This window comes from Comamonas sp. B-9, from assembly GCF_000410635.1.
In the GTDB taxonomy this organism is placed as follows: domain Bacteria; phylum Pseudomonadota; class Gammaproteobacteria; order Burkholderiales; family Burkholderiaceae_C; genus Comamonas.
This window is the reverse complement of record NZ_KE148677.1, coordinates 1-26,563: the sequence shown is the minus strand read 5'-3', so window position 1 is coordinate 26,563 and position 26,563 is coordinate 1. Positions and strand designations below refer to the sequence as shown.

Below are 26,563 nucleotides of genomic sequence, written 5' to 3'. Positions count from 1 at the left end.
TGGCTGGCGCCGGGCCGGCCCAGCGCTATGTTGTCGCGCAGGCTGGCGTGGATCAGGCGCACATCCTGCAGCACAAAGCCAATGCGCTGGTAGAGCGCTGCGCTGCCGATGGCGCGCAGGTCCGCACCGCCCAGCGTGATGCGGCCTTCGGTCGGGTCAAAAAAGCGCAGCAGCAAACGCGCGATCGTGGTTTTGCCAGCGCCCGAGGGGCCCACGATGGCGGTGACGGTGCCCGGCGCGAGCTGGAAGCTGATGCCTTGCAGCACCTGCTGGCCCGGCGCATAGGCATAGCCCACCTGGTCAAAACAGAGGTGGTGGTCCAGCGGTAACTGCTGCTCGCTGGGCGCCGGTTGCGCCAGCACGGGCGTATCGAGCAGCGCCAGCACGCGCTGGGCCGCTGCGGTGGCGCCCTGCAGGTCATGCAGCAAGGTGTGCAGCAGCAGCACCGGCGCGCAGATGCCGGGGGCCACCAGCACAAAGGGCAGCAGATCCAGCGGTGCCAGCGCACCCTGGCTGCCCAGCAGCCAGCCACCGGCCAGCACAAAGCCCAATACGGTGACCGGGGCCGCCATGCCATGGGCATGGGCCATGGCGCCAACGAGGGGGCGCACAAAATCCCTAAAGGCCTGCGCAAACGCATCGACCGCGCCCTGGTAGCTGGCCTGGCCTTGGCCGCTGTTGCCAAAGGCCTTGATGACCGGCATGCCGGCAACAAAGGCCACCGCGGCCGATTGGATGCGGCCCATGTGGCCGGCAAACACGCCCATCTGCGCGCCGCTGGAGCGCAGCGCCCTGCGCAGAAACCAGACATAGCCGGGAAACGGCAGCAAGGCGATCAAGGCCATGCGCCAGTCCTGCGCCAGCAGGTAGGCCACTGCAACCAGCATCGCGCCACCCGCGCGCGCCACCGAGGTGTAGAAATGCGCGCTCAGGCTGTGCAAGGTGGCGATGTCGTGCTGCAGCACCTGCTTGACCTCGCCCGATGAGCGGCTGCTGAACCAGCCCAGCGGCACCTGGCCCAGCCGCTGCACGGCGGCGCGGCGCAGGCCGTGGGTGAGCTGGTTGTCGGCCCTATGGGCCAGTACCTCGCCGGCCAGCACCAACAACGCCCCGCAAAAGAGGCAGGCCAGAGCCCCCCATAACAGCGGCCAGATGCCGCCGGTGCCCGGCTCGCCCAGGCTGAGCTGGGCCATGCGCACCATTGCCGCGAGCGGCACCAGGCTGAGCATGGCCCCCACACCCGACAGCAGCGCGGCCACGGTCAAACGCCCGCGAATCGGGTGGAGCACCCGCCTGATCGGACCGGGCCCTGGGGCTGCGGCAGCCGCCGCGTCATCTGCATGCATGGGAGCAAGACCTAGAGAAAAACGGATGCGCTCGCGTGCAGACGGCGCCGTCGCGCTACAGCGCCCGGCGGCGTGACTGCGCTGCGCCGGGCCTGCGATAGACAGCCCGCCCCAACGCGAAACGCAATAGGAACAATAATTAGTTGCATCATACTAAACTAATAAATTACCGTACATCTTTTACAGCTATCGCAGCAGCGGTTTGGCCGACAATGGCCTGGTACCTGGAGAGAACATGGACCCCGAGAAAAAAGCAGCCCCGCGCGGGCGACCGCGCCTGATCACGCAAGAGCGCATCGCCGATGCAGGTATCGAGATGGGCTTGCCCAACATCACCTTTGTGGGCGTGGCCAGTGCGCTGGGCGTGACGCATATGGCGCTGTACAAGCATGTGCCCAGCCTGGCCGAGCTCAAGCACATGGTGGCCGAGGAGATTTTTCGGCGCTGGGAGTTTTCTCTGCCCAAGGTGGGCGAGCAAGAGGGCCTGCAGAACTACCTGGTCCGCTTCAGCGATTCGGTGCGCCAGTTCGCCAAGACCTACCCCGGCGTGACGCCCTATGTGATCCGCAGACTCGTCGCCACCCCGGCAATGCTCGAGAAGATCGATACCCACCAGGAAGAAGTGGCGCAGGCCTACCGCATCGGCAAGGAGCAGTCGCGCTGGCTGCTGGCGACCATCGCCTTCCACGGCCTGGCCGCTGCCGACTCGGTCTACTCGGCCGCGCGCCAGGAGAGCGTGGTGCCCACCAGCTACGAGGCTGAGACCGCCGAGATGGAAGGCGATCTGGCCCAGGGCATGCATGCGCTGATCGCCGGCGCGCTGCTGCAGCTGCAGCTCGACCCGCAGCTGCAGCCCTGACGCTCTCGGGTCTGCCCCATGCGCCCTCTGCCATGCGCCCTGCTGCAGTCTGAACGCAGGCCCCGCTGACCCGCTGCATGGTCAGCCTTGGTCATGACTACGGCTCGCCTTCCAAAAAACGCCTTGCGTCTCATCCCGATCCGCGTGCATCCCGCTTGACGAGGGTCTTGCCACCAATAGGTAGTTGCGAGCCCGCAGCACCAGCAGCACTCACTCCCCCCTGAAAGCGCCCACACCCTGGCCACTTTGGCAGGGTGGGCGCACCCTTGCGCCGACATTTTTTGCGCGGTCTCGATAAATATTTTCAAAAAGATGTCAGGAATCGATCAGGTCGAACGACTTCATCAACGTGGCAGCGCTGTGCTGTGCACTTTCAACCTTTCATCACCAGGAACTACACCATGAACATCAAGACCCTCACCACCTTGGCCGCCGCTGTGCTCGCAACCTCCGCCTGGGCCGCTGGCAGCCAGGACAGCAAATGCGGCGCAGGCAGCTGCGGCAAGAAGGAATCGAGCACCAAGGACGCCAACTGTTCCAAGAAGGACGGCGGCTGCTCGAAGAAGGATGGCGGTTGCTCCAAGAAGGACGGCGGCTGCTCCAAGAAGGATGGCGCAGCCACCCCTTAATCCTTGCATCACCAAACACAACACCCGGGGTGGGCGCGACGCGCTCACCCGCCCCCCACCACAGAAAGGGCTCCCACCATGTTGACCACCACCACGATCACCACCCGTCTTCTTCTGGCTGCCAGCCTGGCCTTTGCAGGCAGCGCCCAGGCCATGAGCACCGCCCCCGTGGGCAATGGCTCGGACTACCCGGCTTACGCCACCTCCGGCAGCAGCCTCACCCGCGACCAGGTCCGGGCAGAGCTCAGCCAGGCCCGTATGGACCATGCGCGGCAGTTCGACGGCAATTTTGATGCGCCGCAGTTCAAAGGCCAATCCGGCATGGGCTTGAGCCGTGCGCAGGTCATCGAGGCCGCATCCCAGGCCCGCATGGCTGGCACCTTGCCACAGGGTGAAAACTTTGGTGGCTAACGTTGGCGGCGGGTTGGCCAAGCGCCAACTCGCGCCTGCACAGAAATGAGGACACCATGATTGGCCTTGGCTTTCGACGTGAAATGCTCGACTGGGACATGTCCGCCGTGCATGCCGACTTCTTCGAGGTCGCACCCGAGAACTGGGTGCGCCGGGATCTGGCACCACTGCAGGCGCTGATCGACTCGGGCCGCCCGGTCCACCTGCATGGGGTGGCCCTCAACCTGGGCGGCGCCGCGCCACTGGACAGGTCCTTTCTGCGCGATCTGCGCCAGCTGATTGATGACCTGGACACCCCGCTGTACTCCGACCACCTGGCCGCAAGCGGCGACAGCTTCCAGCTCTACGACCTGTTTGCCGTGCCCTTTACCAAGTTACATGCGCGCCGCGTCGCCGACCGTATCCGTGCGGTGCAAGATGCCTTGGGCATGCGCATCTCGGTCGAGAACACGACCTGGTACACCAATGTGGGGGCGATGCCTGAAGCGGATTTTCTCGGCATGGTCCTCGACCTGGCGGACTGCCATCTGTTGCTGGACCTGAACAACCTGTCGGTCAACCACAAGAACCATGGCGGCCCCAGCCCCGGCGAATTTGTGCAAGGCCTGGACATGGGCCGCGTGAGCTACATGCATGTGGCGGGCCATGAGTTCGATGCGCGTTTTGACCTGTTCATGGACACGCACAGCCAGCCGGTGGAGGCACATACCCAGCAGCTCGCACGCAGCCTCGCCGAGCGCCATGGCACCCCCGTGCTGCTGGAGTGGGACAACGATGTCCCCGGCATGGAGGTCATCAACCAGGAGCTGGCATGTCTGCGCACTTCTACGACTATGTAAGAGGCCTGTCCGACCAGGTGCCCCCGGGCTACAGCGACAACGGCATGCGTGCCTACCGCCACCTGGTCTACCTGGGCGCCAGCCAGATGGTGGAGGCCCATTTTCCGGAACTTCGCGAGCAACTGGGCGACGAGGCCTGGCGGGAATTGATCACCGCCTTTGTGCGCGACTCGCGCTGGAGCTCGCCCTACTATGGAGATATGAAAGATGCATTCCTTGAATTCATTGCGCGTGAAAGCACGCGAGAAGATTGATGGCCTGGGCCTGCTGCTGCTGCGCCTGTGGGTGGGGCAGGAGTTTGTGCTGGCAGGTTTTCGTAAACTGTCATCGGGCTGGGAGGCACCTGCCTGGTTTGCCGGCCTGGACTTTCCCATCCCAGTGAGCTGGCTGCCCGCCAGCCTCAACTGGGGCATTGCAGGCCTTAGCGAGCTGGTGCTGGGCGTGGCGCTGATCATCGGGCTGGCATCGCGCATTGCCGCGCTGGGGCTGATCTTCATCACCTATGTGGCGGTGTACAGCGTGCACTTTGACCTGGGTTGGGCCGGCTGGAACCAGATCGACAGCGATGACGGCCTGGGCTTCAAGGTGCCCTTGATGCTGGGCATCATGCTGGTCGCCATTGTCAGCCAGGGGCCGGGCCGCTGGTCCCTGGACCGTTGTTGCCACCGTTAAGCCAAGGAGTGTATGCACACCATCGCAGCAGAGATCACCGTCCAATGGCGCAGCGCCATGCTGCGCTTTGCACAGCTGCACCTGCCCTCGCGCGAAGAGGCCGAGGATGCCGTGCAAGATACCTTGGCGGCGCTGCTGCAGCTGGACCGCAGCAGCTTTGACGCTGCCGAGGCCAAGAGCTACCTGTTTGGCATCCTGCGCAACAAGATCAGCGACCGGCTGCGACAGAAATACCGCGCACCCGTGAGCTATGACGAGGCTTTCCAGGACGACCTCGACCAGATCCTGTTTGACAAGCGGGGCCATTGGGTCGAGGGCGTTGCGCCCACCACCTGGGTCAACCCCCAGCAGCAGCTGCAAAACGACCAGTTCTTCATCATCGTCGATCTGTGTGTGCACAAGCTGCCGGCCAAGCCAGCGCGGGTGTTTTCCATGAAGGAGTTTCTGGAATGCGAGGCCGAGGAGATTTGCAGCACCTTGGGCATCACCAAGGCCGATTACTGGCAGTGCATGAGCCGCGCGCGCAAGCAGCTGCAGCTGTGCCTGCACCAAAACTGGTTTGACAAAGAGACTGCTTCATGAAATGCCGTGACTATATTTTTCAACTCACCTCCGGGCAGATGGAGGAGGCCGGCACGGCGGGCAAAATCGCCGCCTGGCAGCACCGCATGATCTGCTTTCGCTGCCGCGCCTTTACCCGCAATGACCAGGCGCTGCAGGACATGCTCAAGGGCTACAGCGAGCATCTGCAAACGCCACCGACCCCACCCGCCAAGCCCTCCTCGGAGAACTAAGGTCCGGGCATGATCGCCGGGCCGCCGTCCCAACGACGAGCTGTCTCGATCCGCCCGGCATCATCGCTGCGGCGATCAAAATACTGTACATAAATACAGCATCGTGCCAGAATGGCATTTTTGCCTGGACTCTGCCATGGACCACATCGCCACCGGACGCTTTGACATCAAGCTGCAACCCGAAGGCCTCAGCCCGGTTGCCGAGGCCACCGGCCTGGGCCGGCTCTCGCTCGACAAGCAATTCAGCGGCGATCTGCAGGCGACCAGCCAAGGCGAGATGCTGTCGTTCCGCAGCACGACCCCCGGCTCGGCCGGCTATGTGGCGATGGAACGCGTGCAAGGCAGCCTGCATGGCCGCAGCGGCAGCTTTGTGCTGCAGCACAGCGCCAGCATGGCGCAGGGCGCGTCCACGCAAAGCATCAGCGTCGTGCCCGATTCGGCCACCGATGCACTGCAGGGCCTGCGCGGCAGCATGCAGATCACGATCGACAACGGCCAGCATTCCTACCGCTTTGTGTACCAACTGCCTGAGGCTTGACGAGCCCCCAGCACCTTCGGCGACTGAAAAGTCCCGGGCCTGCAATCGCATGCAGGCCCGGGACTTTTTACATGGGGCATCGTGGCCATGTTCCGAATACGTAACCGCCCCGTAGAATCCAGAGCCAAGCCTGTTCCCCTGGCCAAGGCATTCAGGGAGCACCCACACACCAGCGCATAGAGGCATGACATGACCCATGGCTTCCGCGACTCGCCCGACGGCCTGCGTTACGAGGAGCACATCAGCTGGCCGATGCGGCTGTTTGTCGCGGTGATTGGCCTAGCGATGTTTCTGATCCCGGTTCCCTTTTTGCAGCATGGCCACTGGGGCCTGCCCTGGTGGCAACTGCTGCTGCTGGCCGCCTGCATCACGGCGCCGGTGGTGCTGGGGGTTTTTTTCCTCTGCCTGGCAGCTGGGCGCTGCCTGCGGCTGCATTTTGACCAGCGCCAGCGCTGCCTGGTGCGCCATGGGCGCCTGCCCCTGCCCCCGCGCGCCATTCCCTATGCTGATATCGAGCCGTCCAGCGTGCTGGAGCGCAGCGCCGAAGATGGGCCCTACTATGTCGTGCGCCTGCGTGTGCGGGGCGAACGCGCGATGCACCTGAGCAGCTTTGGCCTGCAGGCAGAGGCCCAGGTTTGGTGCCAGCGCATCGCGGACGAGCTCCAGCAGCGATAGCGCAGACGGCCATAAAAAAGGACCCTGCAGCGCCAGCACAGGGCTGGCACTGCAAAGTCCAGGGCTGCAGAGTGGGCTGCAGCATGGCAGATCTTGGCGGATCTGCCTTAGGAACGCGATCCTTGGTTTAGAACGTGGCCTTCAGGTTCAGACGCACGGTCCGGGGCTCGCCATAGATGGCGCCCGAGTAGAAGCCATACTGGCGGGAGTAGGGCTTGTCGAACAGGTTGGAGATGTTCAGGGTGGCGACCAGGTCCTTGTTCATCTCATAGCGCGCCATCGCATGGAACAAGGTGTAGGCCTTCAGGTCGATATTGACATTGGCGCCCTCGGTCGGGTGGCTGGTGCCGGTGGCCACCTGGTGCATCTTGCTTTGTGCCGTGAGGCCGGTGCCCAGGGTCAGCTTGTTCCAGTTGCCGGGCAGGCGGTAGCTGGTGTTCAGGCGCAGCAGGTGCTTGGGGTCATCCTCTGCGCCGGTAGAGTTGGGGTTGTTCACCGACAGATAGGTGTAGCCGCCATAAACATTCCAGCTCGGCGTGATGCGGCCGGCGAAGTCCACTTCAAAACCCTTGGTCGTCACGCCCGATGCGCCATTGACATAGGCGGTCACACCCTCGTCGCCGGTCACGTAGAGCGGGTCGCCGCTGGCGTCACGCGCAATCGTTGCCACATCCTTTTGCTTGTTGCGGAACACCGCCAGCGAGCCATCGAACTGGCCATCGAGCCATTCGCCCTTGACGCCCACTTCCATCGCGGTGCCGGACTTGGGATCGAGATAGGTGCCATCGACGCGGCGCTGCGACTGGGCTTCGAACACATCGGTGTAGCTGGCGTAGAGCGAGTAGTTGCGGTTCAGGTCATAGACGGCGCCCAGGTAGGGCGTGACCTGGTGGCTGAAGTCCGAGGTGACGACGCCGTTGGAGAAGTTGCGCTGCCAGCTCAGCCGCGCGCCGACGATCACCGACAGCGGATCGGTGATGCTCAGGCGCGTGGCCGCATAGCTGCCATAGGTCTTGATGCGGGTGACGGTGTCTTTGCCGTTGCGGGCGGTGGTCACTTCGCCAATGCCTTGGCCGGTGCGGATGAACTCGCGCCAGTCGCCAATCGCAAAGCCGTTGCTGATGCGGTTCATGCAGGCGACGGACTTGCCGGCGCTGTTGAAGCAGTCCAGGCCGTAGGCGGTCGATTCGTTGTCGTTGTAGTTCGCGCCCATCATGAACTGGTGGCGGCGGCCCAATGCCTCGAAGGGGCCGTTGAGCGTCCACTGCAGGTTCTTGGTGGTGCTTTGCGCCTCGGACAAATAGGTGTTCAGGTAGGCACCGCTGCCATCCTGCGCCCAGTAGCCGGCCGATACCGTGCCCCGGTTGGCCTTGGCCACGGCCAGGTGGCTGTCCACCTCGCCACGCGTCCAGGAGCCCGAGAGCTTGGTCGTCCAGTTGTTGTCAAAGCGGTGCTCCAGCGCGCCAAAAATGGTCTTGCTCTCGCGCTCGCTGTAGCTCCAGTCGGCCGACGAATTCAGGCTGCGCTTGAAGTGGGTCTCGGTGCCATCGGCATACCAGATGGGGACGTTCGTGCCCCAGGTGGCACCATCGATGCGGCGGCGCTCGTACTGCAGGCCCAGGGTTGCCTTGGTGTCGCGGGTAATGTCGGCGGCAAAGCTGGTAAGCAGGCCCAGGGACTTGTCCTTTTCGCGGTCGCGGAAGGTGCTCGAATCATCGCCGCTGATCACAAAGCGCGAGCGCACGCTGCCATCGGCATTGAGCGGCTGGTTCAGATCGGCAGTCAGGTGGCGGCCGCCGTGGCTGCCCAGGGTCACGCCGACGCTACCAAAGCGCGTCTTGCGCGGCTCCTTGCGCACCATGTCGACCACACCGGCCGGGTCGCCAGTGGCGCCCAGCAGGCCATTGGCGCCGCGCAGAATCTCGACGCGGTCATACAGGTCCATGTTGAGCGCCAGGCCCTGACCGGAGAAGCCGGTCTGGCCGTTCTGCAATGCGCCATCCACGCGGAAGTTGGTGATCTCAAAGCCCCGCGCGCGGTAGCTGGTACGGCCGCCCACATCGAGCTGGGTGGCCGAGATGCCGGTGGCGTTGAGCAAGGCATCATCCAGGGTCTGCACGTTCTCGTCGTCCATCTGCTGGCGGGTGACGACGCTGACCGACTGCGGGGTTTCGCGGCGCGTCAGCAACAGGCCGGTGGCGCTGGAGACGGCCGGGTTCTCGTACGAGCGTGTGGCCTCGCTGGCGTTGGTGGATTCGGCGCTCACCACCACCTCTTCGAGCTGGGTGGTCTCTGCCGTGCGCTTGGCAGCGGCTGCATCCGCCGGCGCGGATGGCGCGGTTTGCGCCAAGGCCGCCTGGGAACAGGCCGCCAAGGCGGCACACACCACCGGGCTCAACCGCAGCCAAACCGGCCCCCCTGCCACCGCTGCGCGCTTTTGATTCACCACCATGCCAACCACCTTTTTTATTGCAAAGCTGGCACTGTAAAAAGGGTGGCCCCGCGCCATGTATTCGCCGTGTACGGAAATGAAATGAAATGTATTCTCATTCGCATGTCCCGTTTACAATAGCCGGCCACACACATGGAAAACCTGCCCCTGATCCTGGTGGTCGAAGACGACGCCGACATGCGAGAGCTCATCGTGAGCTACCTGGCCAAATCGCGCCTGCACAGCCAGTGCGCGGGCGATGGCGAACAGATGGCGGCCGCGCTGGCCGAGCGCCTGCCCGATCTGATCCTGCTCGACATCATGCTGCCCGGCACCGATGGCATGGTGCTGTGCCAGCAGCTGCGCGCCAACCCGGCCACGGCCCATATCCCCATCATCATGCTGACGGCGCGCGACAGCGTGCTCAACCGCGTGGTCGGCCTGGAGCTGGGCGCCGATGACTACCTGAACAAGCCCTTTGAGCCCATGGAGCTGCTGGCCCGCATCCGCGCGGTGCTGCGCCGCGTGCGGCCCCAGGCCCAGCCCATGCCCGGCATGCCCGAGCCGCCAGCACCGATGCTGCTGCGCTTTGGCAGTTTTACGTTGGACCTGGCCCAGCGTCACCTGCTCTCGCCCAGCAACGTGCTGATCAGCCTGGCCAGCTCGGACTTCCGCATTCTGGAGCACCTGCTGCGCCACCCGCACCAGGCCGTGAGCCGCGACCAGCTGATGGACCTGGCCTTTGGCCGTGAGCGCGCGGCCTCGGACCGGGCTGTTGATGTCTGCATCAGCCGCCTGCGCGGCCATATCGAGCTGGACAGCCGCAAGCCGCAAATCATCCGCACCGTGCGGCATGAGGGCTATATGCTGGTGCCGCCGCCTGTGCATGGCGACTGACGCCCCCCATATGCAGGCCAGCGGCTGGCGCAAGCGGCTGGTGCGCTGGCTGCCAGATACCTTGTTTGGCCGCCTGGTGCTGGTGCTGGCCGTTGGCATGCTGGCCACACAGTTCCTCACCAGCAGCATCTGGCTGGACCTGCGCCACACCCAAACCCTGGAAACCCCCACGCGCGTAGCAGCCGAGCGCCTGGCCGATGCGCTGCAGGTGCTGGCCCGGAACAACCAGGACCCGCAAGCGCTGCGCTACCTGGCTGGCCCCGGCCTGCAAGCCCGGGTGCTAGATCAGGCGCAAGCCCGTTACCCAGTGGAAGACGCCGAGCTGCACCAGGAGGCCGAGGCACTGGTCAACCGCGTGCTGCATGCGCGGCTGCCCCAGGCGGGCCAGGCCCAATTGCAGCGGCTGCAGTTGACTGATGCGCATGGGCATGCGGTGCCGCAGTCCAGCTATTTCGGGCTCAGCCCTTTCACGGTGGACTATGGCCTGCAGATTGCGCTGGCCCCCGGCCGCTGGCTGGTGCTGGAGACGCAACTGAGCCCCGGCTGGCATGCACAAAGCGGCTGGGAGGTGCTGGCCGATGTGCTGCTGCGCGTCTACCTGTTTCGCATTCTGGTGGTGGTGTTGCTCGTGCTGCTGGCGGTGCGCTGGGTGGTGACCCCGCTGCTGCGCATGGGCCAGGCCGCGCAGGCGCTGGAGCGCGATGTGGTCGCCGCGCCGCGCATGGACGAGGACGGCCCACGCGAAGTGCGCCAGGCCGCCCATGCCTTGAACCGCATGCAGCAGCGCATTGCCGCCAACCTGACCGAGCGCACGCATTTTCTGGCCGCAGTCTCGCATGATCTGCGCACGCCCATCACGCGCATGCGGCTGCGTCTGGAGCTGCTGGACAGCGCCGACCTGGACAGCGGCAAGCAAAAGCTGCGCGGCGACCTGAGCTGCATGGAAGGCCTGATCGACAGCACCTTGGCCTTTATCCAGGCGCGGGAGCACCAGGGCCCGCTGCAGCAGATTGACCTGGATGCATTGGCCCGCAGCATCTGCCAGGACCGGCAGGGGCTGGGCCAGCCCGTCGATATCCGCGGCCATATCCGTGCGCCAGTGATGGGCCAGCCTGTGAGCCTGCGCCGCGCGCTGGACAACCTGATCGACAACGCGCTGCGCTATGCCGGCAGCGCCAGCCTGGTGCTCGATGAAGATGAGGACTTTGCCCAAATCTGCGTGGAGGACCGGGGCCCGGGCATTGCGCCCGCGCAGCTCGAGCGCATGCGCCAGCCTTTTGAGCGCGGTGAAGCATCGCGCAACCAGGACACCGGCGGCCATGGCCTGGGCCTGAGCATTGTCGATGCCATTGCGCAGGCGCATGACGGCGCGCTCTTGCTGCACAACCGCGAACCGCAGGGCCTGTCGGCCGGCATACGTCTCCGCAAAAACAGGGTCAGCGCACAGTGATAGGCCTGGGGCGTCTTGCTGGCCAAGGGTCCGCCACCACGATTGAGCGCGTTCGCCATCAGCGAGGGCGGCTAGTCCTGTCCGTCAGAGAATATCCAAGGTTTTGACCGCTTGGGCAAAGCGCTCCAGCGCCTCATAGGCATCGGCCTGGGCCAGCGCCGAGATGTTCAAGCCGCTGCTGTCGATATCGCCATCCGCATAACCCATCACCCAGTGGGGAAAGCGCCGCTCGGGGCCGGACAGCCCCGCATCGATGACCCGGAAATCGGAATGCCGGGGGTCTGCCTGCAGATGGGATTCGAGCACCCGCATGGCATCAGGTGCGCCCTCCACATACTGCGCAAACCAGTCACCATCGAACACCAGCACACCGGTGATGCCATGGATGGCGTTCAGCTCCCGCGCCTGCTTGACGATGCGCCCCACCTCGGTGGGCCCATAGCCGGGAGCCAGCCTGCTGGTGTAGAGAAGGGATCGGAGGGAAGAAGGCATGGCTGGGCTCTCGCTGTCAATATGTATGCAATGTACTGCTTGCCTCGGCGGGTGGATGCCGGTTGAGGTCTTTTTTCTGCTTCAGAGCCCGGCAGCGATAGCAGGCACTTGCTATCACCGCACAAAACCAGCCCCTGATGGCCATCGCAGATGGTGCATCAGGGGCTGGTGACAGCGCCTTGGCAGGCGCAGCATCAACGCGACTTACTGGCCAAATTTGCGCTTGGCATCGGTCACGCAGGCATCCTTGGCATCACCGGCCATGGCATCGCAGCGCTCCTTGGCAGCCTTGTAGTCGGCTTCACGCGACTTGTCGGCAGCGTCCTTGCGCGCATCGGCCACATCCGATGGATTGGACGATGGCTTGGCGCTCACCTCCGCGACCTTGGCGGCTTCCAAGGCCTTCACATGGGCTGCCTTGGCTTCCTTCTGGCAGACGTCCTTGGTGTTGCCCGTGGCGTCGTCGCACTTTTCCTTGGCCACGTCGTACTCGGCATCTGCCTTGGCCTTGGCCAGGTCGTGGCGGTGGCCTTCGGTAGGTTCTGCACGGTGCTTCAGATCCGCCAAGGCGACCTTCTTTTGGCCATCGGCCTGCTTCTTGCAGACATCCTTGGCATTGCCCTTCATGGGCTTGCACTGGTCGCTGGCAGCCTTGTGCTCGGCTTCGATACGGTCCTTCTCGACCTTCTGCTCGGCAGAGGTCATGGCGAAAACGCCACCGGAGAAGAAAGCGGCTGCACACAGGGCGGCGATGGTAGGTTGGAGCTTCATGGTGTTGTTCCTTGGATCGTTATGGTGAAAGAGCTGACTACTTTTTGCACCCATCAATGAAGCGCAAAAAATAGTCTCCTGGCATGTCATTCATGCAATACCGCCACAATGGCTGCGTTGCTGGCCTCAATGGCGTGAATGAATTATCAGCAGCCCCAAGCGCGCAGGCTGTGGGTGGCAGGACGGACACATGGTCAGATTTCACCTACCGCGCCAAAGCCTTGCGCCAAGCCGTTTGCAGCGCTATGGCGGCTGAGAAAACCCTGGCAAAATCGCCGCAGCCCACCGCATCTCAGCACCCGGGCAGCAGGGTGCTGACAGGGCCTGCGGCAGAGATGCTCCGCCTATGGAAAACACCGCAATGACTACCGAGCACCAGCCCCTCTGGGTGGCAGAACACCTGCTTGCCGCGCTGCAAGGCGAATGGCGTTTTTCGCGCAGCCTGCAGGATCTGGTGACCCGCAACCCCATTGGCACCGTGCAGGGCCAGGCGCGCTTCACCCCGGAGGGTTCCTGCGGCGCCCACTATGCCGAGAGCGGCCAGATGGTGCTGCAAAGCGGCGGCGCGTTTCGCGCCAGCGGCAGCTATTTTTTCAGCCAGCAGGGGACGGATTTGTGCATCTATTTCGATGCCCAGCAGCAGCGCCTTTTTCACCGGCTGCATCCCGCCATCGACCAGGACGGGCAGCTGAGCGCCAGCAGCTCGCACCTGTGCATTGCGGACCGCTATGACAGCAGCTACGAATTTTTGCGCAGCGGTGGCTTTGTCATCGAGCACCAGGTGCGCGGGCCGCACAAGTCCTACCGCAGCTATACCTTGTATGAGCGGCTGGCGGGCGCCCCGACCAGCAGCTGCACAGCGGTCTGAGACGCCTGGGAGGCAGCCTGGACCAGCGGATTGAAATTCCGTTGATCCAAGAACCTGTTCAATGTCTCCTCGCGCCGCGACAGTGTCTTTGCGGGATGGGATGCTAGGCGCAGTGCGCAGCCGATAGCCAGCTATTGGCAAGCGCTGCAACGCCGCAGACCGCCCCTGCCCGGGCGGCCCTAGTCGGGCACCCACAAAGCCACTGTCCCTACGGGTTGGAGTGAAATCGGGCGATTTCTTCGCGCTGGCCCTTGCTTGCACCCCGGTGCAAGCTGCGGACCATCCCTCCGAACTCGTCCCGACTGCACTCCAACGCGGCTGCGTAGAGACTTTGAACAGGTTCTAAACACTGAACCCTCAACAACGCATCAACTGCCCTGCTCATCCTCTGAGTTGCCTACGCCGCCTTCCAGCACCGCCAGCAACGCCGACAGATGCGTATTGAGCGCCGCCAGGCTTGCTGCGGGCAGGGGCTGCAGCAGCGCACGTTCCTTGTCCACATGGGCGGTAACGGCGGCATCAATGCGCTTGAGGCCGGGCTTGGTCAGCTGCACCAGCATGCTGCGCGCATCTTGCGCATGGGGCACCCGCTCGATCCAGCCATTGGCTTCGAGGCGCTTGAGCCGGTGGGTCATGGTGCCCGAGGTCACCATCAGGGTGGAAAACAGCTCGGTGGGGCTGAGCCGGTAAGGCGCGCCCGAGCGCCGCAGCGCGGCCAGCATATCGAACTCCCAAAAGCTCAGGCCGAACTGCGCAAAGTTGGCATCCAGGCTTTGCTCGATCAGCGCCGCACAGCGCTTGATGCGGCCAATCGGGGCCATCGGGCTGGCATCCAGATCGGGCCGCTCGCGCGCCCATTGCGCCAGGATCGCGTCCACGGCATCACCCGCAGGGGACAAAGGTTTTTTTGGCATTTGTCTTGATATCAAGATATTTAAACGTTAGCATCCATTTTATCTTGATTTGAAGATAAAACCCATGCAAGCCCTCCCACGCTCTTCCCGCTGGCAAGACATCGCCCTCACCGCGCTGGCCCCCATGGTCTGGGGCTCCACCTATATCGTGACCTCGGAGCTGCTGCCGCCGCACCGCCCTTTCACCGCTGCGCTGATCCGGGTGCTGCCCGCGGGCCTGCTGCTGGTGCTGGTCATGCGCCGTCTGCCCGCGCAGCAGCACTGGCTGCGCTTGCTGATCCTGAGTGCGCTCAATATCGGCGCCTTCCAGGCGCTGCTGTTTGTGGCGGCCTACCGCCTGCCCGGTGGCCTGGCCGCCGTGCTGGGCGCCATCCAGCCGCTGATGGTGATGGGCCTGGCCTGGTGGGCCGACGGCCAATCCCCCGCCCGCAGCACCTTGGCCGCGGCCGTGGCCGGGGTGCTGGGCATGGCGCTGCTGCTGATCTCACCGCAGACCGTATTCGAGCCCATCGGCATTGCCGCCGCCTTCTTGGGCGCCGCCTGCATGGCCAGCGGGGTCTGGCTCACGCGCCGCTGGCAGCTGGACCTGCCGGTGATGGCGCTCACCGGCTGGCAGCTATTGCTGGGCGGCCTGATGCTCGCCCCGCTGGCCTGGTGGCTGGATGCACCGCTGCCATCGCTCAGCGCTGTACAAGGGCTGGCCTATGCCTATCTCTGCCTGGCAGGAGCGCTGCTGGCCTATGCGCTGTGGTTTCGCGGCATTGCACGTTTGCCCACCGTGGCCGTCGCCTCGCTGGGCCTGCTCAGCCCCCTCACCGCCGTCGTGCTCGGCTGGGCGCTGCTGGGCCAATCGATGACCGGCATGGCGCTGGCCGGACTGGTGGTGGTGCTGGTCAGCGTGCTGGCCGTGCAGTGGACGGCTGCGCCTTCTCGCTAATGCCGACCTGTCCGTTTTTTCAGCCCTTAGCCTCTTAACCTGACCATGACCAATCCCGTACAACAAGCCATTGAAAACCGCGTCTCCGTTCACCGTTATGTCGATGGCCCGCCGCTCGGTGACGCCCGCATCCAGGCCCTGATCGAACAGGCCACGCGTGCCCCGTCGGCCTACAACATGCAGAACTGGCGCTTTATCGCCGTGCGCTCTGACGATGCCAAGGCCCGCCTGAAGGCCGTGGCCTATGGCCAGCAGAAGGTGATGGATGCGGCGGTGGCCTTTATCGTCTGTGGCACGTTGGCGGCACACCGCCAACTGGCAGCTGCACTGCAGCCCAGCGTGGATGCAGGCGCCCTGCCCCAGCGCACCGCCGATGCCTGGGTCGCCCAGGCCATCCAGGCCCATGAGGGGGATGCGCAATTGCAGCGCGATGAAGCGGTTCGCTCGGCATCGCTGGCGGCGATGACCTTGATGCTGGCAGCGCAAGGCGAGCAGCTGGGGTCTTGCGCAATGGTGGGCTTTGATGCGCTGGCCTTGCACCAGGCGTTTGGCCTGGCACAGCACGAGGTGCCGGTGGTGCTGGTCACCGTGGGCTACCCGGCCAAAGAACAACGACCTCAGAAACCGCGCAAGGCGGTGCATGAGGTCTTGGAGATCATGTAAGTAGCCCAGACTCAGACTAAGCTATCAGGCCCTTCTTTCTGGCCTCAGTGCGACCAGACTTCTCCCGCCAGTGGCACTCAGGGCTCCCTCACTTTGTCGGCGCCCTGGGCCGCCAGCAGCAGCGCCTGCATCAACCGGTCCACCTGTTCAGACTTCTCTCTGCCCCGTGCCGTGCACACCAGCATCTGCCGCTTGGCCCATTCATCCTTGAGAGCGCGGGTTTGCAGGTTCATGCCATGCAGGTAAGCCTGCGCTGCCACCTTGGGAAGAACACCGATACCCATACCCGCTTCAATCATTCGGGATACGGCCTCAAAGCTTTGCATCTCGACCCGGAGCTTGAGCGCCTTTTGCGCCAGGCCTGCCTGCGCCGCAAGCAGGTCCATCAACGAGGTCGCGTGCTCCAGGCCCACCAGCGGATAGTCAAGCACCTGATCAAACCAGAGCTCGTCAAACGCCGCCAAAGGGTGATGGGGTGGCAGCACAACGCTGAGGTGGTCCGAGCGGTAGGGATGGCACTCCAAACCCTCGATGGAGCCGCCGGGGTTGATGACACCCACGTCCGTGTCGCCGAGCAACAAGGCTTCCACGATTTGTTTGCTCCAGCGTTCTTTGACCGTCAGCCGGATATCGGGGTTGGCCGCAGTGAAGCTCGCAAGATCCGATGGCACGTACTGGGCCATGGCCGAGGTGTTCACCTGGATGCGAACCGCACGCCTACGCCCCTGCTCATGCTCCTCCAGATCCACCTGCATCTGGTTGAGCTGGATGAGCAGCTGGGTCGCATGGTGCAGCAAGGTTTTGCCAGCAGGCGTCAGCGTCACCCCCTTGTGAGATCTGTCAAACAGCGTGCATTTGAGGCGGTGCTCCAACAGCGAAATGCGCCGACTGGCAGCTGCCAGGCCCATGGACTGCGCATCGGCTGCGCGCGTCAGACTGTGCAGCTCGGCAGCCTTCACAAAAAGCGCTAGAGAGTCAAGGTCGGGAAGCATGGATGTCTCATGGGAGGGTGGGGCCGCATGAGTATCCCCCGATTGGGCGCCAGCTGCTGTCACGCCTTGTTGAGCAGCACCCGGTACTTCTCGACTTCTTCGGCGTACATATCGCGCCCGTGTGCATCGTTGGTCACGAGCAGCGGGAAATCCTCGATCACCAGCCGCTGAACCGCTTCGGTTTTGAGGTCCTCGTAGGCGATGATTTCTGCCGAGCGGATGCAGGCAAACAGCGTCGCGGAAATGCCGCCAATGGCCGAGAAGCAGACAGCACGGTTTTGCTGGCAGGCGCTACGGATGGCCGCCCCGCGCGGGCCTTTTCCGATGGCGCCGCGAACGCCGTAGTCGAACAGAACCGTGGCATAGGGGTCCATGCGATACGCGGACGTAGGTGCCACGACGCCTATCGCATGGCCGGGCTTGGCCGGGCCGGGCCCACCATAGAAAACGACTTGTCCACGCAGATCGACCGGCAATGTTTGCCCCGCATTGAGGGTGTCGACAAAGCGCTTGTGCGCGGCATCGCGCGCCATGTAGATGACGCCGGACAGGTAGACCTCGTCGCTCGCCTGGAGCTGCAGGACCGCTGCATCATCCAGCGGGGTTTGAAGATGGTGAATGGCCATGTACAAATCCTCCGCTGTCAAATGCTGGCCGTGGCGCGCCGGCTGGCGTGGCACTGAATGTTCACGGCCACGGGCAGTGCGGTGATGTGGCAGGCATAGGTTTCCACCGCGCACCACAGCGCGGTCGTGGAGCCACCAAAGCCCTGGGGGCCAATACCGGTCTGGTTGATGAGCGCCAGCAACTCGGCTTCCAGCTGGGCAATATGCGGCTCGGGATGGTGGTCGCCGATATCCCGCAAAATGGCTTTCTTGGCGATGGCTGTCACCTTGTCGAAGCTGCCACCTATTCCGACCCCCACGGTGAGTGGTGGGCAGGCAGCTCCCCCTGCCGCTTCGATGGCCGAGAGGACAAACTTCTTCACGCCTTCGGCCCCTTCACCAGGCAGCAGGAACTTCATCGTGCTCCAGTTCTCGCTACCGCCCCCCTTGGGCACCACGGTGAAATGGATCTGGTCCCCTGGAACAATCTCGGTGTGCACCACCGCTGGCGTGTTGTCGTTGCTGTTGATCCGCAGCAAAGGGTCAGAGACCACGGACTTGCGCATAAAGCCTTCGGCATAGCCCTTGCGCACACCGGCCTGCACCGCTTCTTCAAAGCCTCCGCCATTCACATGAACGTCCTGGCCCAGCTCGACAAAGACAATGGTCAATCCCGTGTCATGGCAGTAGGACACCTGGTTCTCGCGGGCAATCCTGTCGTTGTCGATGAGCTTGAGCAGTACCGACTTGCCCAGAGGTGACACCTCCGTCTCCGCCGCGTTGTGGAAGCCCTGGATGAGGTTGTCCGGCAGCAAGTGGCAAGCGTCGATGCAGAGCTGGGCGACGGTTTTGGTGATATGGCTTGTGGATATTTCTCGAATCATAGGTGCCCCGCTACTCCACGCTGACCTTGGCGTCTTCGACCACCTTTTTCCAGCGCGCGACCTCGCCGGCAAGGTATGCATTGAACTGTTCAGGCGTGCGCTCGACAGGCGGGGTCAGCGCCTGCGCTTTCATCTGTTCTTGAAAAGCTGGTGTCCTGAACATAGCAATCACCTCGCGGTTGAGGGCATCCACGATGTCTTGGGGCGTGCCTTTGGGAGCGACGAGGCCAAAGAAGGCCACCGCACTCAACTTGGGGTAGCCCAGCTCGCCGAGCGTGGGCACCTCAGGGATGTACGGTGAGCGGCGGTCATCCACCACCGCGATGGCTTTGAGTTGCCGGCTGCTGATACTGCTCACAAGCGGCGGCAAGGAGTCGGAAGTCACCTCGAGCGTGTTGCTGATGACGGCCGTCTTGGACTCGGCGCTTCCCTTGTAGGGAACATGGACCATCGGAAATTCGATTTCCTTTTTCAGCAGTTCCATCGTGAGGTGCTGGAGCGACCCATTGCCTGCGGAGCCATAGGACATGTCTTTGGCTTTGGCCTGCTTGACCAGGTCGGCAAAGCTGGTGATGCCCGAGGCATTGGATACCGCAATGACCTGCGGCGTAGAGCCCGTCTCGGCAATGCCGCTGAAATCGGTCAAGGGGTTGTACTTGGTGTCTTTGGGATAAAGGGCTGGCGCAATGGCATAGGGGCCGGAGCTGGTCAGCAGCAAGGTGTTGCCATCCGGCTTGGCCCGGGCGACAAAGGTGGTGCCGATGCGGCCGCCACTGCCCGGGCGGTTGTCCACAATGAAGGCCTGCTTGAACCTGGCCTGCAGCTCCTTGCTGACCATCCGGGCCACAATATCGCCCGTTTGGCCTGCGGCAAACGGGACAACGATCGTCACCGGGCCTGCGGGCCAGGTCGCATGGGCGGCGCCGCTGGCCAAGGCCAATGTGGCCGCTGCCACCGCAGTGATTGCTTTCAGTCTCATGGGGTTTGTCTCCTTTTTATCGTGCGCTGCCTGCGCGATTTCTGCGTCTGGACTTCTGGCCAGCGCTTGTCGTCCCGCGTCCAGGTCTTCGCTCCGCGATCGCCGGGAACGAGCGCCTCGCTGCATCTGTGATCCCTATGCTAGGGATGGCCGTCTGCTTGCGGAATGGCTAGTTCGCAGAGGGGTGTTCGACAAATTCGAAGGTCTGAGGAATGCGCAGATGAAGGGCAAGGCGTTTGGAGCACTGCGGACAGCTACGCGTCTGCCGGGCTGCCGCAGGGGAGAGCAGCCAAGGTGACTGGCCAAACACCTCGAAGGTCAGAGAATCGTCGCCATAAATAACGACACCTCTTGTGTATGCCAGGCATGACGACAAAAGCGCTCTGTTTGCAAGCAGCGGCCTCCCATCCCAAGCGCTGCAATGCATAGCTACCTGCTGTGGGCAACGCCCACCTTGGTCGTGGCGCTGGCCATTGCCTTTCTGAAGTGGAACGCGACCCGGGCAGCGCTGCTGGGTCTGGCCTTGACGGTGCCCATCGCGCTTTTCACCGGCCCGATTACGTTTTCCATCGACAAGCTCGGTGAGTCGCTCATGCGGGGGGCTTGGATTGGCGGGACCATCGCGCCCTATATCCTGGGCGGCCTGCTTTTTTGGCGCGTCGCGTCCAGCAAGCATGCGCTCGACGGCGCTGATGGCCCCTCTGCGGGTCTCGACCCCTATGCCCGCCGCAGAAGGCTGTTCTTTGCCTGCTTTTTGGTCGGCCCTTTTGCCGAGTCCGCGACCGGCTTTGGCGTCGGCATGGTGGGCACGGTGATGATGCTGCGCCACCTGGCCCTGGCGCCTCGCCACTTGATGGTGTTTGCCTTGCTCAGCCAGACCTTCATTCCCTGGGGTGCAATGAGCAGCGGCACGCTGCTGGGTGCCGCCTACCTGCGGGTATCGCCCACGGACCTGGCCCTGTATTCGGCCATTCCTGTCGCGACCTTGATGCTGCTGTGGCTGGCCCTGTTCTGGGTCACTTTGCGCCAAGCCAAAGAGCACATGTCGCTCCGCGAGTGCGCATGGGAGTTGCTCTGGGTGGCAGCAAGCCTGGCCAGCCTCGTGGCCTGCACCTCCTTGCTGGGTCCGGAGACGGCACTGCTTGCCGCCTTCAGCCCGCTCATTATTCTTCGCTACCTGGTGGATGAGCGCCCCGATGGGCAGCAAGTTCGCCAACGTGCCATCGCCTGCCTGCCCTATGGCGTGATCATTGGATGGCTGGCCGCGACCAGGCTCGTACCCAGCCTCAGGGAATGCCTGTCGACGCTGCTATGGTTCCGGCCCTTTCCCGACCTGCCCACCTTGCTGCCGCTGATGCATTCCGGCCTGTGGTTCCTGGTGGCCGCGCTGTTGACCGCTGCTATGCGCCGGCGCACGCACACGCTCAAGGCCGAGGTTCTGGCCTCCTGGTCCACCGGCAAGCAGGCCGTGTGGACGGTGTTTCTGTTTGCGATGATGGCGGAAATGCTCAATAAATCGGGCATCGCGCAAGGCCTGGCCAACGGCCTCTTTGCCGCCTTGGGGCCCGATGCCATGGTGCTCACCCCAGCGCTGGCGGGTGCGCTAGGGATCATTGCCAATACCGGAAACGCCAGCAACAGCCTGCTGCTGCCACCGCTCTCCACGCTCGCGTCTCAGGCCGGTATCAGCCTGCTGGCCACGGGCGCGGTGGTGCATGTCTCCGGGCTGGCACTGGGCTTTTTCTCACCGGTGCGCATGTCGATTGCGGCCAAGCTCAGCCATGGGGCTGCAGAGGAGCGGTCGGTCTACCTGTTCCTGCTGCCGTTTGCGCTGGTGGCTTTCGCGGTGATGACCGGTTATGCCTGGCTCAGCACCTGGCACAACTAGCACCCGCCCAGTGCATCCGTTTCAGTAGTGAGGGAGATGGGGACCGAGGCCGGCTAGCCCGGCCCCTGCCACTCGACAAATTCCACCCTTTGGGATTCACACAAGCGGTTCAGCGCAGCGACACCCAGCACAAAATGTGCCTCCTTCTCATGCGCTGCCAACGCCTGGCGGTCGGTCCATACCTCAAAGAGATAGACCAGCTCCTTGCCCACCGCCACGTCGTAGCGCAGGCAGCCGGCTTCTTGCCGGCTGGCCTGCGCCAAGGTTGTGAGTGTCGAGACGACATCCGGCAAACAGCCCGCGCGGGGCTGCAGCGTGACGACCAGGTTCAGGGCTTCCGTCAAACCAGGGCTCCTGGGGTGCGCTGAGCAAACCATGCCGGCATGTCTTACTCCACCGTGACCGATTTGGCCAGGTTGCGCGGCTTGTCCACATCGGTGCCGCGTGCCACGGCCGTGTGGTACGACAGCAGCTGCAGCGGCACCACATGCAGGATGGGGCTGAGCACGCCGTAGTGCTCGGGCATGCGGATCACATGCATGCCCTCTTCGTTCTCGATATTGGTGTTGGCATCGGCCAGCACATAGAGCACGCCGCCGCGCGCGCGCACTTCCTGCATATTGCTCTTGAGCTTTTCCAGCAGCTCGTCATTGGGGGCGACCGTGACGACGGGCATCTCGCTGTCCACCAGCGCCAGCGGGCCGTGTTTGAGCTCGCCGGCCGGGTAGGCTTCGGCGTGGATGTAGCTGATCTCCTTGAGCTTGAGCGCGCCTTCCAGCGCGATCGGGTAGTGGATGCCACGGCCCAGGAAGAGCGCGTTTTCCTTGCGCGCAAAGTCCTCGGCCCAGCTGACCACCTGGGGTTCGAGCGCCAGCACGGCTTGCAGGGCCAGCGGCAGGTGGCGCATTTTTTCCAGGTAGGCGTCGGACTGGGCTTCGGAGATGTGGCCCTTGCTCTGGCCCAGGGCCAGGGTCAGCAGGAACAGGCCCGCCAGCTGGGTGGTAAAGGCCTTGGTCGAGGCCACGCCGATTTCCATGCCCGCACGGGTGATGTAGCTCAGCTTGCACTCGCGCACCATGGCGCTGGTGGCCACATTGCAGATGGTCAAGGTGTTGGTCATGCCCAGGCCCTGGGCATGGCGCAGTGCTGCCAGCGTATCGGCCGTCTCGCCCGATTGGCTGATGGTGACGACCAAGGCCCGGGGGTTGGGCACACTCTTGCGGTAACGGTATTCGCTGGCCACTTCCACATTGCAGCGGATGCCCGCCAGGCCTTCGATCCAGTACTTGGCGGTGCAGCCGCTGTAGTAGCTGGTGCCGCAGGCCAGGATCAGCACCTCGTCGATCTCCTTGAACACGCGCCAGGCGGCATCGCCCTCCACGCCATCAAACAGCTCGGGCACCACGCTTTGCACGCCTTCGAGCGTATCGGCAATCGCGCGCGGCTGCTCGAAGATCTCTTTTTGCATGTAGTGGCGGTAGGGTCCCAGCTCCACCGCGCCGCTGTGCGCATGCACGGTCTTGACCGGGCGGTCGGCCACCTCCAGCGTCTTGCCGTTGTGGTCCACCACCCAGTAGCGGCCAATCTGCAGGTCGACCATGTCGCCTTCGGCCAGGTAGACGATCTGGTCGGTCACGCCGGCCAGCGCCATCGCATCGCTGGCCAGGAAGTTCTCGTTGTTGCCCACGCCCAGGATCAGCGGCGAGCCAGCCCGGGCGCCGACCACCCGGTGGGGCTCGTCCTTGTGCATGACGGCAATCGCATAGGCGCCGCGCAGGGACTTGATGGCCTGCTGCAAGGCCGTGAACAGGTCGCCGTCGTAGTGGCTGTCCACCAGGTGGGCAATCACTTCGGTATCGGTCTGGCTCAGGAACTGGTAGCCCTTGGCCTGCAGCTCGGTGCGCAGCGCTTCGTGGTTCTCGATGATGCCGTTGTGCACCAGGGCCACGCGGCCAACAGCCTGCACATCGGCCACACCGGGGCCAGCGCTGAAGTGCGGGTGGGCATTGTGCACGGCGGGCGCACCATGCGTGGCCCAGCGCGTGTGGGCAATGCCGGTGGCGCCTTGCAGCTGCTCGCTGGCTACCTGCTCCACCAGCTCGGCGACGCGGGCCGTGCTGCGGGCGCGGCGCAGGCCCCCGGGCTGGCGGCCATCGAGGCTCGCCTCATGCACGGCCACACCGCAGGAGTCATAACCCCGGTACTCCAGCCGCTGCAGGCCTTGCACCAGCACCGGGACGATATTGCGCGTAGAAACTGCACCAACAATGCCGCACATAGCATTCACTCCTTGATCAACAATGGCTGCAGTGTAGACAGGTCAGCATTTTATTTTCTTTCCATTTTTGCAAGTTTTTGAAATAATATTTCTCATTAAATATCTATTGAAATAAGATTTCATAATGAACGATGATTTGAATGATTTCACGCTGGATATCATCGACCTGCAGCTGCTCGATGCCTTGCAAAAGGATGCCTCGGTCAGCAACCACGCGCTGGCCGACAAGGTACATGTCTCGCCCCCCACCTGCCTGCGGCGCATCAAGCGCCTGCGCGAGCTGGGCCTGATCGCCGCCGAGGTCGCCTTGCTCTCGCACGATGTGCTGGCCAAGGTGCAGGGCTTTGGCCTGTTTGCGCTGGTCGAGGTGAGCCTCGAACGCCAGGGTGCCGAAGAGCTTGATGCCTTTGAGGCCGCCGTGGTGCAGAACGACCAGGTGCAGCAATGCTGGCGCGTCAGCCCGGGGCCGGACTTTGTGCTGGTGGTCTACGCCCATGACATGCCCGGCTACCTGGCGCTGACGCAAAAGCTCTTCACCTCACAAAGCAATGTGCGCAATGTGAAAACCTACTTCGCCACCAAGCGCAGCAAGTTCATCACCCGCATCCCCCTGCCCAAGGGTCCGCACCTGTCGCACCATAGCTAAAGCCTGCTAGAGCCTTAACAGCGCGGTTGGCGGCGCCAGCGCCCTCTGGAGCCCTGCGATTACCCGCTTGGTAAAAACGGGCATTGCGCTACGGCCTTGCCACCCAGCCCTCCGCAGCCACCGTGCATGGCTGCGATGTGCATGACCACTCTCGGGCAGTCGTTGTGGACGAAAACATTCAACAAATGTAACAAGCCTGGACTGGCTTGTCTTGGCGATGGTCCGGCCTCATACTTACACCGGGAGTATCAAACAGTAACATTGACAGGTATGCCTGCAACGACTGTGACCCACGGCTAGGAGAGGCTATACATGGTGCATATCAAAATGGACAGCACCCAGCAGCGCAGTGACTGGGGCCGCATTGTTTTTCTGGCGTCCTGTGCGCTGGCCGCCGCAGGCGCGCTGTGGCAGCGCAATGCCTCCTGGCCCATCTGGCTGGCTGTGGCGCTGCCGCTGCTGGCCTGGCCCCTGCTGGCCCGCTGGCGCACCCGCCGCACGGGCGGGTCGGACGTCAACGATGTCATCCTCAGCTTTGTCGACGGCCTGGTCATTGGCGTCTGGGTGGCGCTGGTGCATTTCCACCTGCTGACCAGTGCCATCATGCTGATGGTGCTGGTGCACTGCACCTACGCCATGCAAAGTGTGCGCCATGCGGCCCTGGCCGTCGTCGGCGCCATCGCGGGCCTGGCGGTCACCGGTCTGCTCACCTCGTTCGAGGTCCAGCGCCACACCAGCACCTTCACCATTGTCGGCAGCCTGCTGGCCGTCGCCCTGTACCTGGCGATGCAAGGCATTGCCACCGGCCACCTGCTGCGCAGCCTGGCCCACAAAGAGCAGATGCTGATGGTGATGCGCCGCGTCGATGCGATGACTGGCTTTTTTGGCCGCATGTACTGGCAGGATCTGGCGACCCGCCTGTTCGCCTATGCCAAGCAAAAAGACATTCCGGCGTTCCTCATCGTCGTGGATGTGGATAACTTCCGCGAGCTCAACAGCCGCCATGGCGAGACCGCTGGCGACGAGGTCATCATTGCCGTGGCCAACACCTTGCGCACCTGCGTGCGCCCGGGCGACGCCACCTGCCGCTTTGGCGGCGACTCGTTTGCCGTGCTGCTGTCGGGTGTGAACCTGGACATTGCCAACCAGATTGCCGACCGCATCCACAGCCAGGCGCTCAACCGCCGCCTGCGCGACTGGCCCGATGTGCAGATCAGCGTCAGCATCGGCATTGCCAGCCTGGCCAAGTACCACCAGTCGGTAGATGACTGGATCGTGCAGGCCGAAGCGGCACTGGAACAGGCCCGGGGCGCCCCGCGCATGTACGGCAGCTATGCCGAGCTGGAACCAATCTCGGCCGCGCACCTGGCCGAGCTGGCCAATATGCCGGGCCCGGCAGCAGCGGCCAGCTGATCCTCTCCCGCAGGCAGGCCATCCCCGCCTGCCTGCCCCCGCATCGGCATGGCGAAGGTCTAGAAACTAGAATGATAGTCATTCTCGTTTTCAGAGCTTTGCCGCCGCCATGCCATCTTCTCTTGCCCCCTGGAGCGCCCAACGCTGGCATGCGCTTTTCTGCGCCCACCAGCCGCAGCTGCTGGCCTACCTGACCGGCAAGACCGGCAGCCGCGATGAGGCCCGTGACCTGGTGCAGGAGACCTGGCTGCGCCTGGCGGCCGCCCCCGCGCAATTGCCCGATGGCAGCTCCCCCAGCCAGGAAGCCGCCCGCGCCTACCTGTTTGCCACCGCCAAGCACCTGGCGCTGGACCATTTGCGCCAGCGCGGCGTGCAGCAGCGCAGCCTGCAGGATTGGCAGCAGCTGCAGCCCCCCAGCGCCAGCGATGTGGCCGACCAGGCCATGTACCGCCAGGCGCTGGATCTGGTGGCCCAGGTCATCGCCGAGCTGCCCGCACGCATGCAGTCGGCCCTGCTGGCCCACCGCCTGCAGGGCCAGACCCATGCGCAGATTGCGCAGAGCCTGCAGGTATCGCTGAACACCGTAGAGCGCGACCTGATGCAGGCCGATGCCTGCCTGGAGGCCGCCCTGCTGCGCTGGCGCGGCGATGCCCAGGGCACGCAGCAGGCCGCTGCACGGCGCCGCCGCAGGG

General features: G+C 63.8%; 30 protein-coding genes. 19 read left to right on the top strand and 11 right to left on the bottom strand.

The genetic code is table 11. The features are described 5' to 3' along the window. On the bottom strand, positions 1-1,346 hold a 1,346-nt coding region (locus H928_RS29825), incomplete at its 3' end, for an ABC transporter ATP-binding protein (RefSeq protein ID WP_239645077.1). Between the two features lie 235 nt (positions 1,347-1,581). Between H928_RS29825 and H928_RS0124825 the strand changes: the two genes are divergently transcribed. From H928_RS0124825 to H928_RS0124780, 10 genes are all read left to right on the top strand, one after another. After that, positions 1,582-2,205: a TetR/AcrR family transcriptional regulator gene (locus tag H928_RS0124825; protein WP_027011382.1), complete on the top strand. Its 624-nt coding sequence runs from the start codon at positions 1,582-1,584 to the stop codon at positions 2,203-2,205. 401 nt (positions 2,206-2,606) lie between these two features. Then, complete coding sequence (locus tag H928_RS29820; protein ID WP_021028919.1) at positions 2,607-2,834, top strand: hypothetical protein; 228 nt, start codon at positions 2,607-2,609, stop codon at positions 2,832-2,834. Between the two features lie 78 nt (positions 2,835-2,912). Beyond that, entirely contained in the window at positions 2,913-3,245 is a 333-nt protein-coding gene (locus H928_RS29815) for a DUF4148 domain-containing protein (RefSeq protein ID WP_043341988.1), read from the top strand. A gap of 56 nt (positions 3,246-3,301) precedes the next feature. Further along, positions 3,302-4,084, top strand: a complete 783-nt coding sequence (locus H928_RS0124810; protein ID WP_084635962.1) for a DUF692 family multinuclear iron-containing protein — start codon at positions 3,302-3,304, stop codon at positions 4,082-4,084. Continuing rightward, positions 4,057-4,338 (top strand): DNA-binding domain-containing protein, encoded by a 282-nt coding sequence (locus H928_RS0124805; protein WP_021028916.1) that lies wholly within the window; start codon positions 4,057-4,059, stop codon positions 4,336-4,338. Before H928_RS0124810 ends, H928_RS0124805 begins: the two co-directional genes overlap by 28 nt. Next, on the top strand, positions 4,316-4,756 hold the full coding sequence (locus H928_RS0124800) for a DoxX family protein (protein ID WP_021028915.1): 441 nt from the start codon (positions 4,316-4,318) through the stop codon (positions 4,754-4,756). The genes H928_RS0124805 and H928_RS0124800 overlap by 23 nt, the downstream gene beginning before the upstream one ends. A gap of 12 nt (positions 4,757-4,768) precedes the next feature. Then, positions 4,769-5,338 (top strand): sigma-70 family RNA polymerase sigma factor, encoded by a 570-nt coding sequence (locus H928_RS0124795; protein ID WP_021028914.1) that lies wholly within the window; start codon positions 4,769-4,771, stop codon positions 5,336-5,338. After that, positions 5,335-5,550, top strand: a complete 216-nt coding sequence (locus tag H928_RS31920; protein WP_021028913.1) for a hypothetical protein — start codon at positions 5,335-5,337, stop codon at positions 5,548-5,550. The genes H928_RS0124795 and H928_RS31920 overlap by 4 nt, the downstream gene beginning before the upstream one ends. 136 nt (positions 5,551-5,686) lie before the next feature. Then, positions 5,687-6,088 carry a DUF3224 domain-containing protein gene (locus tag H928_RS0124785; protein ID WP_021028912.1) on the top strand — a complete coding sequence of 134 codons (402 nt, stop codon included), beginning with the start codon at positions 5,687-5,689 and terminating at the stop codon, positions 6,086-6,088. 189 nt (positions 6,089-6,277) lie between these two features. Beyond that, positions 6,278-6,763, top strand: a complete 486-nt coding sequence (locus H928_RS0124780; protein ID WP_021028911.1) for a hypothetical protein — start codon at positions 6,278-6,280, stop codon at positions 6,761-6,763. Between the two features lie 127 nt (positions 6,764-6,890). On the opposite strand, the gene H928_RS0124775 is transcribed toward H928_RS0124780, so the two are convergent. Beyond that, complete coding sequence (locus tag H928_RS0124775; RefSeq protein ID WP_158400653.1) at positions 6,891-9,215, bottom strand: TonB-dependent siderophore receptor; 2,325 nt, start codon at positions 9,213-9,215, stop codon at positions 6,891-6,893. A gap of 132 nt (positions 9,216-9,347) precedes the next feature. On the opposite strand from H928_RS0124775, the gene H928_RS0124770 reads away from it, so the two are divergent. Together H928_RS0124770 and H928_RS0124765 are read left to right on the top strand one after the other, a co-directional pair. After that, entirely contained in the window at positions 9,348-10,091 is a 744-nt protein-coding gene (locus H928_RS0124770) for a response regulator (protein WP_021028909.1), read from the top strand. Next, complete coding sequence (locus H928_RS0124765) at positions 10,081-11,541, top strand: ATP-binding protein (RefSeq protein WP_148293315.1); 1,461 nt, start codon at positions 10,081-10,083, stop codon at positions 11,539-11,541. Before H928_RS0124770 ends, H928_RS0124765 begins: the two co-directional genes overlap by 11 nt. 84 nt (positions 11,542-11,625) lie before the next feature. Here H928_RS0124765 and H928_RS29810 read toward each other — a convergent pair whose 3' ends face one another. Further along, the gene (locus H928_RS29810; RefSeq protein ID WP_021028907.1) at positions 11,626-12,033 is read right to left on the bottom strand and encodes a BLUF domain-containing protein; all 408 of its coding nucleotides are present in this window, start codon (positions 12,031-12,033) and stop codon (positions 11,626-11,628) included. A 204-nt stretch (positions 12,034-12,237) separates the two neighbouring features. Then, entirely contained in the window at positions 12,238-12,804 is a 567-nt protein-coding gene (locus tag H928_RS0124755; RefSeq protein WP_021028906.1) for a hypothetical protein, read from the bottom strand. A 361-nt stretch (positions 12,805-13,165) separates the two neighbouring features. Here H928_RS0124755 and H928_RS30440 point away from each other — a divergent pair, with 361 nt between their 5' ends. Next, positions 13,166-13,672, top strand: coding sequence for a DUF6314 family protein (locus H928_RS30440; RefSeq protein WP_148293314.1), 507 nt, complete (start codon positions 13,166-13,168; stop codon positions 13,670-13,672). A gap of 368 nt (positions 13,673-14,040) precedes the next feature. On the opposite strand, the gene H928_RS0124745 is transcribed toward H928_RS30440, so the two are convergent. Further along, positions 14,041-14,586, bottom strand: coding sequence for a MarR family winged helix-turn-helix transcriptional regulator (locus H928_RS0124745; RefSeq protein ID WP_027011377.1), 546 nt, complete (start codon positions 14,584-14,586; stop codon positions 14,041-14,043). Positions 14,587-14,650: 64 nt separating this feature from the next. On the opposite strand from H928_RS0124745, the gene H928_RS0124740 reads away from it, so the two are divergent. Both H928_RS0124740 and H928_RS0124735 read left to right on the top strand, forming a co-directional pair. Further along, positions 14,651-15,523, top strand: coding sequence for an EamA family transporter (locus H928_RS0124740; protein WP_021028903.1), 873 nt, complete (start codon positions 14,651-14,653; stop codon positions 15,521-15,523). A gap of 45 nt (positions 15,524-15,568) precedes the next feature. Then, entirely contained in the window at positions 15,569-16,186 is a 618-nt protein-coding gene (locus H928_RS0124735) for a nitroreductase family protein (RefSeq protein WP_021028902.1), read from the top strand. Positions 16,187-16,263: 77 nt separating this feature from the next. On the opposite strand, the gene H928_RS0124730 is transcribed toward H928_RS0124735, so the two are convergent. From H928_RS0124730 to H928_RS0124715, 4 genes are read right to left on the bottom strand one after another with little or no spacing between them, the layout of a single operon-like run. Further along, positions 16,264-17,178 carry a LysR family transcriptional regulator gene (locus H928_RS0124730; protein ID WP_027011376.1) on the bottom strand — a complete coding sequence of 305 codons (915 nt, stop codon included), beginning with the start codon at positions 17,176-17,178 and terminating at the stop codon, positions 16,264-16,266. Positions 17,179-17,237: 59 nt separating this feature from the next. Continuing rightward, a complete protein-coding gene (locus H928_RS0124725; protein WP_027011375.1) occupies positions 17,238-17,804 on the bottom strand; it encodes a fumarate hydratase C-terminal domain-containing protein in 567 nt (188 codons plus the stop codon). 17 nt (positions 17,805-17,821) lie between these two features. Beyond that, entirely contained in the window at positions 17,822-18,667 is an 846-nt protein-coding gene (locus H928_RS0124720) for a fumarate hydratase (RefSeq protein WP_021028900.1), read from the bottom strand. Positions 18,668-18,677: 10 nt separating this feature from the next. Continuing rightward, positions 18,678-19,646 carry a tripartite tricarboxylate transporter substrate binding protein gene (locus tag H928_RS0124715; RefSeq protein ID WP_027011373.1) on the bottom strand — a complete coding sequence of 323 codons (969 nt, stop codon included), beginning with the start codon at positions 19,644-19,646 and terminating at the stop codon, positions 18,678-18,680. 421 nt (positions 19,647-20,067) lie between these two features. On the opposite strand from H928_RS0124715, the gene H928_RS0124710 reads away from it, so the two are divergent. Then, on the top strand, positions 20,068-21,534 hold the full coding sequence (locus H928_RS0124710; RefSeq protein WP_021028898.1) for an L-lactate permease: 1,467 nt from the start codon (positions 20,068-20,070) through the stop codon (positions 21,532-21,534). A 53-nt stretch (positions 21,535-21,587) separates the two neighbouring features. Here H928_RS0124710 and H928_RS29800 read toward each other — a convergent pair whose 3' ends face one another. Both H928_RS29800 and glmS read right to left on the bottom strand, forming a co-directional pair. Continuing rightward, positions 21,588-21,878, bottom strand: coding sequence for a putative quinol monooxygenase (locus tag H928_RS29800; RefSeq protein ID WP_021028897.1), 291 nt, complete (start codon positions 21,876-21,878; stop codon positions 21,588-21,590). A gap of 44 nt (positions 21,879-21,922) precedes the next feature. Beyond that, a complete protein-coding gene (gene glmS, locus H928_RS0124695) occupies positions 21,923-23,812 on the bottom strand; it encodes a glutamine--fructose-6-phosphate transaminase (isomerizing) (RefSeq protein ID WP_021028896.1) in 1,890 nt (629 codons plus the stop codon). Between the two features lie 124 nt (positions 23,813-23,936). On the opposite strand from glmS, the gene H928_RS0124690 reads away from it, so the two are divergent. From H928_RS0124690 to H928_RS0124680, 3 genes are all read left to right on the top strand, one after another. Beyond that, a complete protein-coding gene (locus H928_RS0124690) occupies positions 23,937-24,458 on the top strand; it encodes an Lrp/AsnC family transcriptional regulator (RefSeq protein WP_021028895.1) in 522 nt (173 codons plus the stop codon). 312 nt (positions 24,459-24,770) lie between these two features. After that, positions 24,771-25,871 carry a GGDEF domain-containing protein gene (locus H928_RS0124685; protein ID WP_021028894.1) on the top strand — a complete coding sequence of 367 codons (1,101 nt, stop codon included), beginning with the start codon at positions 24,771-24,773 and terminating at the stop codon, positions 25,869-25,871. 109 nt (positions 25,872-25,980) lie between these two features. Beyond that, a partial coding sequence (locus H928_RS0124680; RefSeq protein ID WP_021028893.1) for an RNA polymerase sigma factor occupies positions 25,981-26,563 on the top strand: 583 nt, incomplete at its 3' end.

Excerpts from the sequence above, each read along its gene's own strand:
- H928_RS0124825 (WP_027011382.1), top strand. The coding sequence starts at position 1,582 with ATGGACCCCGAGAAAAAAGCAGCCCCGCGCGGGCGACCGCGCCTGATC.
- H928_RS29820 (WP_021028919.1), top strand. The coding sequence starts at position 2,607 with ATGAACATCAAGACCCTCACCACCTTGGCCGCCGCTGTGCTCGCAACC.
- H928_RS29815 (WP_043341988.1), top strand. The coding sequence starts at position 2,913 with ATGTTGACCACCACCACGATCACCACCCGTCTTCTTCTGGCTGCCAGC.
- H928_RS0124810 (WP_084635962.1), top strand. The coding sequence starts at position 3,302 with ATGATTGGCCTTGGCTTTCGACGTGAAATGCTCGACTGGGACATGTCC.
- H928_RS0124805 (WP_021028916.1), top strand. The coding sequence starts at position 4,057 with ATGTCTGCGCACTTCTACGACTATGTAAGAGGCCTGTCCGACCAGGTG.
- H928_RS0124795 (WP_021028914.1), top strand. The coding sequence starts at position 4,769 with ATGCACACCATCGCAGCAGAGATCACCGTCCAATGGCGCAGCGCCATG.
- H928_RS31920 (WP_021028913.1), top strand. The coding sequence starts at position 5,335 with ATGAAATGCCGTGACTATATTTTTCAACTCACCTCCGGGCAGATGGAG.
- H928_RS0124785 (WP_021028912.1), top strand. The coding sequence starts at position 5,687 with ATGGACCACATCGCCACCGGACGCTTTGACATCAAGCTGCAACCCGAA.
- H928_RS0124780 (WP_021028911.1), top strand. The coding sequence starts at position 6,278 with ATGACCCATGGCTTCCGCGACTCGCCCGACGGCCTGCGTTACGAGGAG.
- H928_RS0124775 (WP_158400653.1), bottom strand. The coding sequence starts at position 9,215 with ATGGTGGTGAATCAAAAGCGCGCAGCGGTGGCAGGGGGGCCGGTTTGG.
- H928_RS0124770 (WP_021028909.1), top strand. The coding sequence starts at position 9,348 with ATGGAAAACCTGCCCCTGATCCTGGTGGTCGAAGACGACGCCGACATG.
- H928_RS0124765 (WP_148293315.1), top strand. The coding sequence starts at position 10,081 with ATGGCGACTGACGCCCCCCATATGCAGGCCAGCGGCTGGCGCAAGCGG.
- H928_RS29810 (WP_021028907.1), bottom strand. The coding sequence starts at position 12,033 with ATGCCTTCTTCCCTCCGATCCCTTCTCTACACCAGCAGGCTGGCTCCC.
- H928_RS0124755 (WP_021028906.1), bottom strand. The coding sequence starts at position 12,804 with ATGAAGCTCCAACCTACCATCGCCGCCCTGTGTGCAGCCGCTTTCTTC.
- H928_RS30440 (WP_148293314.1), top strand. The coding sequence starts at position 13,166 with ATGACTACCGAGCACCAGCCCCTCTGGGTGGCAGAACACCTGCTTGCC.
- H928_RS0124745 (WP_027011377.1), bottom strand. The coding sequence starts at position 14,586 with ATGCCAAAAAAACCTTTGTCCCCTGCGGGTGATGCCGTGGACGCGATC.
- H928_RS0124740 (WP_021028903.1), top strand. The coding sequence starts at position 14,651 with ATGCAAGCCCTCCCACGCTCTTCCCGCTGGCAAGACATCGCCCTCACC.
- H928_RS0124735 (WP_021028902.1), top strand. The coding sequence starts at position 15,569 with ATGACCAATCCCGTACAACAAGCCATTGAAAACCGCGTCTCCGTTCAC.
- H928_RS0124730 (WP_027011376.1), bottom strand. The coding sequence starts at position 17,178 with ATGCTTCCCGACCTTGACTCTCTAGCGCTTTTTGTGAAGGCTGCCGAG.
- H928_RS0124725 (WP_027011375.1), bottom strand. The coding sequence starts at position 17,804 with ATGGCCATTCACCATCTTCAAACCCCGCTGGATGATGCAGCGGTCCTG.
- H928_RS0124720 (WP_021028900.1), bottom strand. The coding sequence starts at position 18,667 with ATGATTCGAGAAATATCCACAAGCCATATCACCAAAACCGTCGCCCAG.
- H928_RS0124715 (WP_027011373.1), bottom strand. The coding sequence starts at position 19,646 with ATGAGACTGAAAGCAATCACTGCGGTGGCAGCGGCCACATTGGCCTTG.
- H928_RS0124710 (WP_021028898.1), top strand. The coding sequence starts at position 20,068 with ATGCATAGCTACCTGCTGTGGGCAACGCCCACCTTGGTCGTGGCGCTG.
- glmS (WP_021028896.1), bottom strand. The coding sequence starts at position 23,812 with ATGTGCGGCATTGTTGGTGCAGTTTCTACGCGCAATATCGTCCCGGTG.
- H928_RS0124690 (WP_021028895.1), top strand. The coding sequence starts at position 23,937 with ATGAACGATGATTTGAATGATTTCACGCTGGATATCATCGACCTGCAG.
- H928_RS0124685 (WP_021028894.1), top strand. The coding sequence starts at position 24,771 with ATGGTGCATATCAAAATGGACAGCACCCAGCAGCGCAGTGACTGGGGC.